This window comes from Streptomyces sp. NPDC031445, from assembly GCF_055581365.1.
In genome coordinates, this window is sequence record NZ_JBVIJO010000002.1 from 222948 (window position 1) to 236088 (window position 13141).

13 protein-coding genes are annotated in these 13141 nt (G+C 71.2%); 7 read left to right on the forward strand and 6 right to left on the reverse strand.

Annotation, left to right across the window (positions count from 1 at the left end):
- Nucleotides 1-85 precede the first annotated feature (85 nt).
- Both ACZ5DC_RS07330 and ACZ5DC_RS07335 read right to left on the reverse strand, forming a co-directional pair.
- On the reverse strand, nt 86-544 hold the full coding sequence (locus ACZ5DC_RS07330) for a peroxiredoxin (RefSeq protein WP_468650313.1): 459 nt from the start codon (nt 542-544) through the stop codon (nt 86-88).
- Nucleotides 545-672: 128 nt separating this feature from the next.
- Nucleotides 673-1110 carry a DUF3052 domain-containing protein gene (locus tag ACZ5DC_RS07335; protein ID WP_366749400.1) on the reverse strand — a complete coding sequence of 146 codons (438 nt, stop codon included), beginning with the start codon at nt 1108-1110 and terminating at the stop codon, nt 673-675.
- Nucleotides 1111-1517: 407 nt separating this feature from the next.
- On the opposite strand from ACZ5DC_RS07335, the gene aceE reads away from it, so the two are divergent.
- Nucleotides 1518-4265 (forward strand): pyruvate dehydrogenase (acetyl-transferring), homodimeric type, encoded by a 2748-nt coding sequence (aceE, locus tag ACZ5DC_RS07340; protein WP_468650315.1) that lies wholly within the window; start codon nt 1518-1520, stop codon nt 4263-4265.
- 121 nt (nt 4266-4386) lie between these two features.
- The gene (locus ACZ5DC_RS07345; RefSeq protein WP_468650317.1) at nt 4387-5220 is read left to right on the forward strand and encodes a potassium channel family protein; all 834 of its coding nucleotides are present in this window, start codon (nt 4387-4389) and stop codon (nt 5218-5220) included.
- 171 nt (nt 5221-5391) lie between these two features.
- Here ACZ5DC_RS07345 and ACZ5DC_RS07350 read toward each other — a convergent pair whose 3' ends face one another.
- Nucleotides 5392-5697: a hypothetical protein gene (locus tag ACZ5DC_RS07350; protein WP_014672470.1), complete on the reverse strand. Its 306-nt coding sequence runs from the start codon at nt 5695-5697 to the stop codon at nt 5392-5394.
- Nucleotides 5698-5935: 238 nt separating this feature from the next.
- Complete coding sequence (locus ACZ5DC_RS07355; RefSeq protein ID WP_468650319.1) at nt 5936-7555, reverse strand: MFS transporter; 1620 nt, start codon at nt 7553-7555, stop codon at nt 5936-5938.
- Between the two features lie 113 nt (nt 7556-7668).
- Here ACZ5DC_RS07355 and ACZ5DC_RS07360 point away from each other — a divergent pair, with 113 nt between their 5' ends.
- From ACZ5DC_RS07360 to ACZ5DC_RS07370, 3 genes are all read left to right on the forward strand, one after another.
- Nucleotides 7669-8295, forward strand: a complete 627-nt coding sequence (locus ACZ5DC_RS07360) for a TetR family transcriptional regulator (protein WP_366758583.1) — start codon at nt 7669-7671, stop codon at nt 8293-8295.
- Between the two features lie 150 nt (nt 8296-8445).
- Nucleotides 8446-9663, forward strand: a complete 1218-nt coding sequence (locus ACZ5DC_RS07365) for an alpha/beta hydrolase (protein ID WP_468650321.1) — start codon at nt 8446-8448, stop codon at nt 9661-9663.
- Between the two features lie 66 nt (nt 9664-9729).
- Nucleotides 9730-10578 (forward strand): DUF4429 domain-containing protein, encoded by an 849-nt coding sequence (locus ACZ5DC_RS07370; RefSeq protein WP_468650323.1) that lies wholly within the window; start codon nt 9730-9732, stop codon nt 10576-10578.
- Here the strand turns inward: ACZ5DC_RS07370 and ACZ5DC_RS07375 are convergent, their stop codons facing one another.
- Nucleotides 10579-11034: a MerR family transcriptional regulator gene (locus ACZ5DC_RS07375; protein ID WP_468650325.1), complete on the reverse strand. Its 456-nt coding sequence runs from the start codon at nt 11032-11034 to the stop codon at nt 10579-10581. It abuts the gene before it with no gap.
- A 96-nt stretch (nt 11035-11130) separates the two neighbouring features.
- On the opposite strand from ACZ5DC_RS07375, the gene ACZ5DC_RS07380 reads away from it, so the two are divergent.
- Nucleotides 11131-11607 (forward strand): GNAT family N-acetyltransferase, encoded by a 477-nt coding sequence (locus tag ACZ5DC_RS07380; protein WP_468650327.1) that lies wholly within the window; start codon nt 11131-11133, stop codon nt 11605-11607.
- 19 nt (nt 11608-11626) lie between these two features.
- A complete protein-coding gene (locus ACZ5DC_RS07385) occupies nt 11627-12448 on the forward strand; it encodes a serine hydrolase domain-containing protein (RefSeq protein ID WP_468650329.1) in 822 nt (273 codons plus the stop codon).
- Between the two features lie 34 nt (nt 12449-12482).
- On the opposite strand, the gene ACZ5DC_RS07390 is transcribed toward ACZ5DC_RS07385, so the two are convergent.
- The gene (locus ACZ5DC_RS07390; protein WP_468651262.1) at nt 12483-13136 is read right to left on the reverse strand and encodes a pirin family protein; all 654 of its coding nucleotides are present in this window, start codon (nt 13134-13136) and stop codon (nt 12483-12485) included.
- Nucleotides 13137-13141 lie beyond the last annotated feature (5 nt).

Sequence of the window (13141 nt, forward strand, 5' to 3'; positions counted from 1 at the left end):
GGATCAACGTGCCGATCCTAGTGACGGGTTCCCGCACCTAGCAGACCCTGGACCCGAAGACGAGCGGGTGTCGCCCGCGGTCCGCTCACAGGGTGTCGAGAGCCTTCACGTAGTCGTTCAGATCACGGGCGTCCGGCAGGCCGTTGACCACGGTCCACCGCACGACGCCCTCCTTGTCGATCACGAAGGTGCCCCGGACGGCGCAGCCCTTGTCCTCGTCGAAGACGCCGTACGCGCGCGAGACGTTGCCGTGCGGCCAGAAATCGCTCAGCAGGGGGTATTCCAGGCTCTCCTGCTCGGCGAAGACGCGCAGGGTGTGGATGGAGTCGTTGGAGACGGCGAGCAGCTGGGTGTCGCGGTCCTCGAACCGCGGCAGGTTGTCGCGCAGCTCGCACAGCTCGCCGGTGCACACGCCGGTGAAGGCGAAGGGGTAGAAGAGCAGGACCACGTTCTTCTCGCCGCGGAAGTCCGAGAGCTTCACGGTCCGGCCGTGGTTGTCCTTCAGCTCGAAGTCGGGCGCCTTGTCGCCGGCCTGGATCGCCATCGTGGTGCTTCCCTTCGGTGGGCTGTCGGGGTGGGAGCGCGGACGCTCGGTTCCACCCTACGCAGCGGTCACCGGGGACTTCCGGACGGGCTGGGGCGATGTCCAGCCCGTCCGGCGTCCGAGGACGGTCACTTCTTGGACTTGGCCGCCTTCGGGGTCGCCAGCCGGCTGCCGCTCCAGTCCTTGCCGACGCTGACGCTCTTCGAAGCGGTCAGGCCGGCCGTCGTGGCGGCGTCCTGGATGTCGCTCGGCTCCACGTACCCCGCACGGCCGGTCTTCGGCGTGAGGAGCAGGATCGCGCCGCCCTCTTCGATGTACGTGGTGGCATCCACCAGCGCATCCGTCAGGTCGCCGTCGTCGTCACGGAACCACAGCACAACGGCGTCGGCCACGTCGTCGTAGTCCTCGTCCATGAGGTCGCCTGCGATGGTTTCCTCGATGGCCTCGCGGAGCTCCTGATCGACGTCGTCGTCGTAGCCGATCTCCTGGACCACCTGCCCGGGCTGGAACCCCAGCCTGGCGGCAGGGTTCGTCCGCTCCTCCGCGTGGTCCGCGGTCGCGCTCACGGGTTGCCTCCTGATCATGTCTTGGTAAGTATCTCAGCCACGCGCGTGCGCGAAGCATTGGCCGTAGTCCACACGGGCGGGGCGGATCGCGCAAGTACCCGGCCGTCGGGACCGCCGAAACGGTGACGATCCCTGCCGTGTCGCCGCAACTCCCAGCACCGTATCTCGATTCCGCGCGACCCACATCACGCCCGTGTGCCCGGTTTGTCGCGTTCGGAATCATCCGGGGTTACGTCGCTCGAACAACTTTGCCATGCCCGTCACGCCCCGGGCGTATCGTTGCGTTTTGACCGGTGCAGACGACGGCGCGGATGACGGCGCGGATGACGTACGCCTTCCCGAGGTACACGATGGGGAACGGTGTAGGCAGGTGCAACGAACTGGCCCTCTGACAGCTAAGGAACAGCGTGGCTTCCGGATCCGATCGCAATCCGATCATCATTGGCGGCCTTCCGAGTCAGGTTCCTGACTTCGATCCCGAAGAGACCCAGGAGTGGCTCGACTCCCTGGACGCCGCCGTCGACGAGCGCGGCCGGGAGCGGGCCCGCTATCTCATGCTGCGTCTGATCGAGCGCGCCCGCGAGAGGCGCGTGGCCGTGCCCGAGATGCGCAGCACGGACTACGTCAACACGATCCCCACCAAGAGCGAGCCGTTCTTCCCGGGCAACGAGGAGATCGAGCGCAGGATCCTGAACGCCACCCGCTGGAACGCGGCCGTCATGGTCTCGCGCGCCCAGCGCCCGGGCATCGGCGTCGGCGGCCACATCGCCACCTTCGCCTCCTCCGCGTCGCTGTACGACGTCGGCTTCAACCACTTCTTCCGCGGCAAGGACGAGGGCGACGGCGGCGACCAGGTCTTCTTCCAGGGCCACGCCTCCCCCGGCATCTACGCGCGCGCGTACCTGCTCGACCGGCTGACCGAACGGCAGCTGGACGGCTTCCGCCAGGAGAAGTCGAAGTACCCGGACGGCCTGTCCAGCTACCCGCACCCGCGCTCGATGCCGGACTTCTGGGAGTTCCCGACGGTCTCCATGGGCCTCGGCCCGCTCGGCGCGATCTACCAGGCGCGGATGAACCGCTACATGCAGGCGCGGGGCATCGCCGACACCTCGCGGTCGCACGTGTGGGCGTTCCTCGGCGACGGCGAGATGGACGAGCCGGAGTCGCTCGGCCAGCTGTCCATCGCGGCCCGGGAGGGCCTGGACAACCTGACCTTCGTGGTCAACTGCAACCTCCAGCGCCTCGACGGCCCGGTCCGCGGCAACGGCAAGATCATCCAGGAGCTGGAGTCGGTCTTCCGGGGCGCCGGCTGGAACGTGATCAAGCTGATCTGGGACCGCACCTGGGACCCGCTGCTGGCGCAGGACCGGGACGGCGTGCTGGTCAACAAGATGAACATCACGCCGGACGGCCAGTTCCAGACGTACGCCACCGAGTCCGGCGCGTACATCCGCGAGCACTTCTTCGGTGACGACCTGCGTCTGCGCGCCATGGTCGAGAACATGACCGACGAGCAGATCCTGCACCTCGGCCGCGGCGGCCACGACCACCGCAAGATCTACGCGGCGTTCAAGGCGGCCAAGGAGCACAAGGGCCAGCCGACGGTCATCCTGGCCAAGACGATCAAGGGCTGGACGCTGGGCCCGAACTTCGAGGGCCGCAACGCCACCCACCAGATGAAGAAGCTGACGGTCGACGACCTCAAGCGCTTCCGGGACCGTCTGCACCTGCCGATCTCCGACAAGGAGCTGGAGTCCGGTGCGCCGCCGTACTACCACCCGGGCCGCGACTCGGAGGAGATCCAGTACATGCACGACCGCCGCAAGGGCCTCGGCGGTTACGTCCCGACCCGTGTCGTCCGCTCCCAGCCGCTCGCCCTGCCGGACGACAAGGCGTACGCGACCGTGAAGAAGGGCACGGGCCAGCAGTCCATCGCGACGACCATGGCCTTTGTGCGCCTCCTGAAGGACCTCATGCGGGACAAGGAGATCGGCAAGCGGTTCGTGCTGATCGCACCCGACGAGTACCGCACGTTCGGCATGGACTCCTTCTTCCCGAGCGCGAAGATCTACAACCCGCTCGGCCAGCAGTACGAGTCGGTCGACCGCGAGCTGCTCCTGGCCTACAAGGAGTCGCCGACCGGCCAGATGCTGCACGACGGCATCTCCGAGGCGGGCTGTACGGCATCACTGATCGCGGCGGGCTCGGCGTACGCCACGCACGGCGAGCCGCTGATCCCGGTGTACGTCTTCTACTCGATGTTCGGTTTCCAGCGCACGGGTGACCAGTTCTGGCAGATGGCCGACCAGCTGGCGCGTGGATTCGTCCTGGGCGCGACCGCCGGCCGTACGACCCTGACCGGTGAGGGTCTCCAGCACGCGGACGGCCACTCCCAGCTGCTGGCCTCCACCAACCCGGCGTGCGTGGCGTACGACCCGGCGTACGCGTACGAGATCGCGCACATCGTGCGGGACGGACTGCGCCGGATGTACGGCGGCTCGGCCGAGTACCCGCACGGCGAGGACGTCTTCTACTACCTCACCGTCTACAACGAGCCCATCCAGCACCCGGCCGAGCCGGCGGACGTGGACGTCGAGGGCATCGTCAAGGGCGTCCACCGGCTCGGGCAGGGCACGAACGGCTCCGTCCCCGCGCAGATCATGGCGTCGGGCGTGGCGGTCCCGTGGGCCCTGGAGGCGCAGCGGCTCCTCGGCGAGGAGTGGGACGTCAGGGCCGACGTGTGGTCCGCGACCTCCTGGAACGAGCTGCGCCGCGAGGCGGTGGAGTGCGAGGAGTACAACCTGCTGCACCCGGAGGAGGAGCAGCGGGTGCCGTACGTGACGCGGAAGCTGAGCGGCGCCGAGGGTCCGTTCGTGGCCGTGTCCGACTGGATGCGATCGGTTCCGGACCAGATCGCGCGCTGGGTGCCCGGGACGTACCAGTCCCTGGGCGCCGACGGCTTCGGCTTCGCCGACACCCGGGGCGCGGCGCGCCGCTTCTTCCACATCGACGCCCAGTCGATCGTGGTGGCGGTGCTGACCGAGCTGGCGCGCGAGGGCAAGGTCGACCGCTCCGTGCTCAAGCAGGCCATCGACCGCTACCAGCTGCTGGACGTCTCGGCGGCGGACCCGGGGGCGGCGGGCGGCGACGCGTAGCCGGTTCCCTCGGCTCCGGCCGACGAGGAGCGTGGGGATCTGCCGGTCCGTGGCGTTGATCGCGCAGTTCCCCGCGCCCCTGACGGGGCGCTGTCCTTACGGTTTCTTTACGATTGTCGGCATGGACCAACTGTCGGCGCAGGGGCGGTGGGAGGGGCGCACGCAGCGGCCCCTGCTGGGGCTCGCGGTGGCGTTCGCCGTGGCGTACGCGGTGCCGATCGTGGACGCCTCCGCAGGCCACGTGCTGACCACCCTGTGCACGGGTGTCGAGTGGGTGGTGTGGGCGGCGTTCGCCCTCGACTACCTGGTCCGGCTGGCCCTGGCCCCGCACCGGCGGGGCTTCGTACGGCAGCACTGGCCCGACCTGTGCGCGGTGGTCCTGCCGCTCCTGCAACCGCTACGGCTGCTGCGGCTGGTGTCCACGCTGCTGCTGGTCGGCCGGCGGGCCCGGATGGCACCGCAGATCCGGCTGACCACCTACGTCGTCGGGGCCGTGGTCGGCCTGCTGATGTTCGGGTCGCTGGCGGTGCTGTCCGTGGAGCGGGAGGCGCCGGAGGGGAACATCCGGACACTGGGTGACGCCGTGTGGTGGTCGTTCACCACGATGACGACCGTCGGGTACGGGGACCACGCGCCCACGACCGGGCTCGGACGGATGATCGCCGTCGGCCTGATGCTGTCGGGGATCGCGCTGCTCGGTGTCGTCACCGCGAACATCGCCGCGTGGTTCATCTCGCGGTTCGAGAAGGACGACGTGGAGGAGCGGCGGCAGACCGAGGCCATCGCCGCCCTGGCCGAAGAGGTACGGCTGCTGCGGGCGGAGGTGGCCCGGTTGGCCGAACGCGAGCGCCCCGAACGGGGGGTGGAGAGCCGCGCGGGCGGCCACGGCGTGCCCGCGGCCGCCAACGCGCCCGGTCCCCGCGGCGGGACGCCGCCGGCTGACGAGAGGCCCTAGGGCCTGTCTGACAATTGGCGTCTGCCGCGCGACGCCATGCACGCACTCTCGCCGCACCGGCCCCAGACCCAAGTACGTCCAGTACGAGGGCCTGGGGCCGGCGCCCCGAGAGCACGCACCTGACGCCGCGCGGCCGCCCTCCGGGCGACGCCGCGCATTGTCAGACAGGCCCTAGAGGAGCCCGTGGCCCCACGTCGCCGCGCCCGCCAGGGCGACGATGGCGAGCAACGTGTCGATGGCGCCCAGGATCAGGGCGACCAGTGCGGGGACGTTGCCGTCGTTGGACCACTTGCGGCCCATCGACTGCCAGCCGCAGAACATCGCCACCGGGCCCAGGACGATGCCCAGCGCGAAAAATCCGGCCACGGCACAGATCGTTCCGATGATCCCGAGCGTCGCACGGTCCGGCCCGGTCCGCTGCCACGTGCGGCCGCGTGACCGGGGGTACCCGCTTGTTCCTCGCCCGAAGCCCGCCATCATCAACTCCTCGCGGTGAATGGACAGTTCGGCTTCGGTGTGCGGGTACCCCGGTTCCGCGCCGGCAGACGTGCGCGCGCCGCCCCCCTCCGGCAGCGCGCGCCGCGGCCCGGCCTCCTCCCATGCCCTGCGGAGGACTTGACCCACTGTGACCTGCGGCGCGTGCCGGGGGCGAGCGATCTTGAGCGGAGTCACCCTGATGGGGGAACTCCGCCGGGGAGGGGCGGGGTGGCCTTACTCAGATGTGGCCCACGCCCACGCCCGCCTCCGCGTTCGCGCCCCGCTTGGTGAGCAGCGCGACGAGGACGGCGACCAGTGCCACGCCGGCCGCGACGAGGGAGGCGAGGCTCATGCCCGAGATGAAGGTGTCGTGGGCGACGGCGGTGATCTTCGCGACGACCGGTTCCGGCATGCCCTTCGTCACCGGGGCCACGCCGACCTGGACCGCCTCGGAGGCCTTGTCGAGCTGATCCGGGGTCAGCTTCGGCAGCCCCGCGTCCGCCCAGTTGCCCGGCAGGTCACGGTCGACCTTGGAGGCCATCACCGCGCCCAGCACCGCCGTACCGAGGCTGCTGCCGATCTGCATGGCCGCCTGCTGGAGGCCGCCGGCGACGCCGGACAGCTCCAGGGGCGCGTTGCCGACGATGACCTCGGTGGCGCCGACCATGACCGGCGCGAGGCCCAGGCCGAGCAGCGCGAACCAGACGGACATCAGACCGCTGCCGGTGTCGGGCTCCAGCGTCGACATGCCGTACAGCGCCACCGCCGTCACGGCCATGCCGAAGGCCAGCGGGACGCGGGGGCCGAGCTTGGTGATCGCGGTGCCGGCGAGCGGCGAGCCGACGATCATCATGCCGGTGAGCGGCAGCAGGTGCAGGCCGGCCGTGACGGGGGTCATCCCGTGGACGTTCTGGAGGTAGAACGTCACGAAGAACAGGCCGCCCAGGAACGCGATGGCCATCAGCACCATCAGGACGACACCCGCCGACAGGGCCACCGAGCGGAACAGTCCCAGCGGGATCAGGGGTTCGGCGACCTTCGTCTCCCAGAAGGCGAAGAGGACGAAGAGCACCACCGACGAGGCCATGAACGTCCACGTCTTGCCGTCGCCCCAGCCCCAGGTAGGGGCCTTGATGAGCGCCCAGACCAGGCAGAACATCGCGCCGGACAGCAGGGCGATGCCGAGGAGGTCGAAGGAGCGCGGGGCGTTCTCGGCCCGGTGGTCGAGCAGGATCACGCTGCCGAGGAGCAGCGCGAGGGCGCCGACCGGCACGTTGATGAAGAAGACCGACTGCCAGTTGACGTGCTCGACGAGGACACCGCCGAGGATCGGGCCGCCCGCCGTGGAGGCGCCGATCACCATGCCCCACACACCGATGGCCATGTTCAGCTTCTCGGCCGGGAAGGTGGCCCGCAGCACGCCGAGCGCGGCCGGCATCAGCAGCGCGCCGAACAGGCCCTGGAAGACACGGAAGGTGACGACGGCGGCGATGCTGCCGGACAGTCCGATGGCGCCGGACGCGGCGGCGAAGCCGGTCACACCGATGAGGAAGGTCTGCCGGTGGCCGAAGCGGTCACCGAGCTTGCCCGCGGTGATCAGCGTGACCGCGAGGGCGAGGAAGTAGGCGTTCGACACCCACTGCACGTCGGCGAAGGACGCGTTGAGGTCGTCGCGGATGGCCGGGTTGGCGATGGCCACGATGGTGCCGTCGAGGGCCACCATCATGACCCCTACGGCGACGGTGATGAGGGTGAGCCACGGATGGCCGCGCAGGCCAGGGGCCGACGGGGGCCCCGACGGGGCTGCCGGCGCCTTGTCCCCCGGCCCCGTCGCGTCGACGGTGGTCTGACTAGTCATACTTCTCAGGCTAGTGACAGTCACTGACAGTTGACAAACCAATTCACTCGTCGGTTACTGACACGACATCGGCGCATAGGCTGGGACGGCCGGAAACGCACGGGAGAGAGGCCATGGAGACGCTGCGCGAGCGCAAGAAGCGGCGTACGAGGGAATCGCTGCTGCGGGCCGCTCTCGAACTGTTCACCACGCAGGGTTACGAACACACGACCGTCGACGAGATAGCCGAGGCCGTCGACGTCTCGCAGCGCACCTTCTTCCGCTACTTCGCGGGCAAGGAGGAGGTGGCCTTCGCGGTGCAGAACATCACGGAGGCGGCCTTCGTCGCGGCCGTCCGCGCGCGTCCGCCGCACGAGGCGCCGATGAAGGCCCTGCGGCAGGCGTTCCTGGAGGGCTGGGACGCGATACGCGAGACCGTCGAGTCGCTCGTGCCGGTCGAGCTGTACCTGCGCATGTACCGGACGATCGAGTCGACGCCCGCGCTGCTCGCCGCCCATCTGCGCCGGTCGGCGGCGACCGAGGAGACGATCGCCCGCCTGCTGGCCGAGCGGGAGGGCGTCGACGTGGACACCGATCCGCGCCCCCGGCTGGCGGTGGCCGTCTTCGCCGGGGTGATACGGGTCACCGAACGGCAGTGCTCCCTGCGCGAGGACTTCGGCCCGGAGGCGCTCCGCACGCTCAGCGCGGCGTACCTCGATCAGGTGGGTTCGGCCCTCACGGGTAACTGGCGCGCCGCCTGAGACCGTTGGCAGACCGCCGGACTCCGTGCCCGGCGGACCGCGGGCGCGGTGTCCCGCCCAGCGCCGTCCCGGTGTTCGGTCACCGCCGAAACGTGATCCCTGTCACTCGGTTACCCCGAGACCCTGCCGTTCTCCTAGTGTGTCCTCCCAGTGACTTCCTTCGACACCTCCCCGCAATGGAACGTCTGGCGCGCACTGCTGGCGCTGGCCGTCGTGTTCGTGATGCTCGCGACCACCGGCTGGACCGCCCTGCGCAGTCACCGGGAGTCGACGGCCCTGCAGGCCTCGCTCACCAAGTGGGAGCACGGCCGCCTCCACGGCCACGGCCTGCCGGACCCGCAGGCCGACCCGTCCCGGCTGGCCCGCTTCTTCGCCTCGCTCACCCCGCACGACCGCGGCCGCCTCGCCCACCGCTATCCGCTGGCGGTCGGCAACATGAACGGCGCGCCCGTCTCCCTGCGCTACCGGGCCAACCGCGTCGCGCTGGCGCAGGCCCGCGAGGTCGAGCGCAAGCGCGTGCACGACAGCCGGCTCAGCACGGCGGGCCAGCAGGACGCGGCCCGCCGGATGGACCGCTACACGTCCCTGCTGAGCCCCGGCCGGCACATCCTGGCCTTCGACCCCGAGGGGTCGGGCCGGGTCGCCGAGGTCTTCGGCGACCTCTCCACGGCGCAGCGGATCTCGGTCGTCGTCCCCGGCGTCGACACCGACGTGCTCACCTTCCAGCGGACCAACCGCAAGTACAGCGCCCCGGTCGGCATGGCCACGGCCCTGTACGCGGCCGAACGCGAGGCGAGCCCGCGGACCCGTACGGCCGTGATCGCCTGGGCCGACTACACCTCCCCCGACGGGCTGGGGGTGGACGCGGCCACCGGACTGCGCGCCGAGGAGGGGGCCGTACGGCTGAACGCGCTGCTGCGCGCGCTGCCCGGCCGGGCCCCGGTGTCGATGTTCTGTCACAGCTACGGCTCGGTGGTCTGCGGGGTCGCCGCACACGGCATGCCCCGCCGGGTCGCCGACATAGCGGTGGCCGCGAGCCCCGGCATGCGCGTCGCCGAGGCCTCCCACCTGGGCACGACGGCCCGGGTGTGGGCCATGCGGGACGCCAGTGACTGGGTGCAGGATGTTCCCTACCTGGAGCTGGGCGGTCTCGGCCACGGCGCCGACCCGGTCTCCCCGGCGTTCGGGGCGCGGGTGCTGTCGGCCCGGGACGCCCAGGGGCACAGCGGTTACTTCCAGCCCGGCACGGACAGCCTGCGCAACCTCGCCGACATCGGCGTGGGCGCGTACGAGGCGGTGACGTGCGCACGGGAGAACGATGCGTGCCGGTCCGGTCTGTCCGGCACGGTGACGGCCGGACGCGCGTAGAAACAGCAGGAAGTGCGGTCTGCGCGGGTGGCGACGGAGGAGCACGTGCCGCATACGATGAGCCGCATGGGTGACGTACTGGCGGGTTTTCATGCCGTCTGGGAGTTCGAGTCCGACTCCGTGCTCATCCGTTACGAACGGGGGATCCGAACACCGAAGCTGTTCCAGGCGCTCGGCGAGCGCCGCATCCCGCTGTCCGCGGTCGAGGGCGTGACCCTCGCCCCGGGCAGGCGCGGCACGGTCGTCCTGCGCCTGACGCCTCGTCCGGGTGCCGATCCGCTGATGGAGGCGGCCGACGGCCAGTTGAAGGAGGGGTCCGACCCCTACCGGCTGGTGCTGCCGGCCGAGCGGGAGACCCTCGCCGAGTACTACGCCGACGAGCTGAAGGGCCTGCTGACCGAGTCGGGGCCCGCCGAGCGGCACCTGGTGGCGGCGCCCGAGGCGCCGCTGCACTTCAAGGCGTACGACGGGAAGGCGACCTTCGACGGGACGTCCGTGCAGTTCCGCTGGTCCTGGACCGGGGCGTCGTCGGCGAAGTGGAAGGCCGGCGACCAGAGCTTTCCGGTGACCGGGCTGAGCGGGGTGGAGTGGCGGTCCCCGGAGATCTTCGAGGGGCACCTGCGGCTGGTGCCCCGCGATCCCGGCTCCGCCCGCTCGGCGCAGCCGGACCAGGACCCGGCGTCGGTGGTGTTCGGGCTCGGGTACGGGCCGGTGCACGAGTCGCTGCCGTTCGCCGCGGCCGTGCTGGCGGCCGTGCGGGCGCGCGGACCGGTACCCGCCGTGCCGGCCCCGGCCCGGCGTGACCCCGCCGACATCGCCGAGCGGATCCGGCACCTCGGGGAGCTGCACCAGGCGGGGCTGGTCACCGACGAGGAGTTCTCCTCCAAGAAGGCCGAGTTGCTGGCCGAACTGTAGCTACCGCTCGCGCCCGTAGAAGCTGATCTTCTTGTCCAGGACGCCCAGCGTGTCGTGGAGTTCCGCGATCCTGGACAGGACGTCCCTGCGGGTCGACTCCAGCAGCTGACGGCGTTCCGCGAAGGTGTCGTCGCCCTCCCTGACGAGTTCCGCGTAGCGCACCATGTCCGCCACCGGCATGCCGGTCAGCCGGAGCTTGGTCACGAAGTCCAGCCAGTCCAGGTCGCGGTTGCTGTAGCGGCGCTGGCCGGTGTGCGAGCGGTCCACGTGCGGCATCAGCCCGATCCGCTCGTACCAGCGCAGCGTGTGCGCGGTGAGGCCGGTGAACGCGACGACCTCGCTGATCGTGTAGCGGTCCTGGCCGTCGGGGCGGGGGTGCCGCCGGGGCGGGGCGGAGCAGATGTCGGCGGGGGTGGCGTGCTCGGTGGCCGCTGGCGTGGTCTGCATCACCGTCATGCCCCCACGCTAGGGCCTTGGAGTGCACTCGAAGCAAGCGGGTGCGCCGGGAAAACCGCGGGACGGCGCCCGGGGCGGCTGACTAGCGTGCGTCCCATGAGACGTGTACGCCGGGCCCGGCCCGAGGACGCCGCCGAAGTGTTGCGACTGCGCCAGGTGATGCTCGACTCCCTGTCGGGCGCGGGAGGTTCCGGGCCCGCCGAGTGGCACGCGGAGTCGCTGCCGGTGCTGCGGGAACGGCTCGCCGACCAGGACGGGGACTTCGCGGCGTTCGTCGTGGAGCATCCCGGGCGGCCCGGGGCACTGGCCGCGCTGGTGGCGGGGACGGTGGAGTACCGCATCGGCAGGGCCGGGAACCCGCGCGGGCGGGTCGGGCACGTCTTCAGCGTGGCGACCGACCCGGACGCCCGGCGGCGGGGGTACGCGCGCGCGTGCATGGAGGAGCTGCTGGACTGGTTCCGGGCGCGGGGCGCCGGGCACGTGCTGCTGAACGCCTCGCCGGAGGCCGAGCCGCTGTACTCCTCCCTCGGCTTCACGCGGGACCCCGACCCGTCGATGCGGCTGCCGCTGTGAGCCGCATAGGCTCGGAGGCATGTCGTTGCAGAGCCTGGCGCTGATCGAGAACTGGCCCGTCCCCACCGCCGCGGCGGGTGTCGTACGAGCCGACGGGACCGTCCTCGGGACGCACGGTCCCGTCGGGCACCGCTTCCCGCTGGCCTCCGTCACCAAGCCGCTGGCGGCCTACGCGGCGCTCGTCGCGTACGAGGAGGGCGCGATCGAGCTGGACGAGCCGGCCGGGCCGCCCGGGTCGACGGTCCGTCACCTCCTCGCCCACACCTCCGGGCTCGCCTTCGACGAGCACCGGGTGACGGCCCCGCCCGGGGAGCGGCGGCTGTACTCCAACGCCGGGTTCGAGCAGCTCGGGGACCACATCGCCAAGGCGACGGACATCCCGTTCGCCGAGTACCTGCGGCAGGCGGTGCTGGAGCCGCTGGGGATGACGTCGACGTCGCTGGAGGGGTCACCGGCGAAGGACGGGGTGTCGACGGTCGGGGACCTGCTGCGGTTCGCGGCGGAGGTGCAGGCGCCGCGGCTGCTGGACGTACGGACGGTGGCGGCGGCGATGACCGTGCAGTACCCGGGGACGAAGGGGGTGCTGCCGGGGTACGGCCACCAGAACCCGAACGACTGGGGGCTGGGCTTCGAGATCCGCGACGGGAAGTCCCCGCACTGGACGGGGAGTTCCTCCTCGCCACGCACCTTCGGGCATTTCGGGCAGTCCGGTACGTTCCTGTGGGTCGATCCGGATGCCGGGCTGGCCGCGGTCGCCCTCGCGGACCGGGCGTTCGGCCCCTGGGCGGTCGAGGCGTGGCCGCCCTTCACGGACGCGGTGCTCACCGAGGTGCGCGGCTGAGCCCCGTCGTTCGCATCCTCCCGGCCCAGCGGAGCTAGGCCGTCATCTCCCACAGCAGCAGCTCCGCCGGCGTCGCCGCCACCGCCTCCAGGCCCTCCGCCCCTGTGATCCTCGCCGCATCGCCGGGGCCCAGCTCCTCCCCCGCCAGCCGGATCTCGCCCCGCACCACGTGCGCGTACACGTACGCCGCGTCCGGGACGGCGGTCCGCTCGCCGGGGTGCAGGCGGCGCACGTGGAGCACCGCGCCCGCCGCCGGTACCGCGTACGGCGTGGAGTCGGCGATGCCGGGGACGAGGCCGTAGGAGGGGTCGCCGCCGGGCTCGCGCGGCGCCAGCCACATCTGCACGAAGGTCAGGGGGGCGTCCCCGTCGTTGCGCTCGACGTGCCGTACGCCCGCCGCCGCGCTGAGGTGCTGGAGGTCACCGGGCCGGACCCGCGTCTCGTGGCCCGTGGAGTCACGGTGGGTCAGCTCCCCCTCGACCACCCACGTGACGATCTCGGTGTGGCTGTGCGGGTGTTCGCCGAAGCCGGCGCCGGGCGCGAGCCGCTCCTCGTTGCAGGCGATCAGCGCGCCGAAGCGGAGGTTGTCCGGGTCGTAGTGCGGGCCGAAGGAGAAGGCGTGCCGGGTGTCGATCCCGCCCTCGGGATCCCCTCCGCGATAGCGCTCACCGGCGCGCCGTACGTCCATCACGG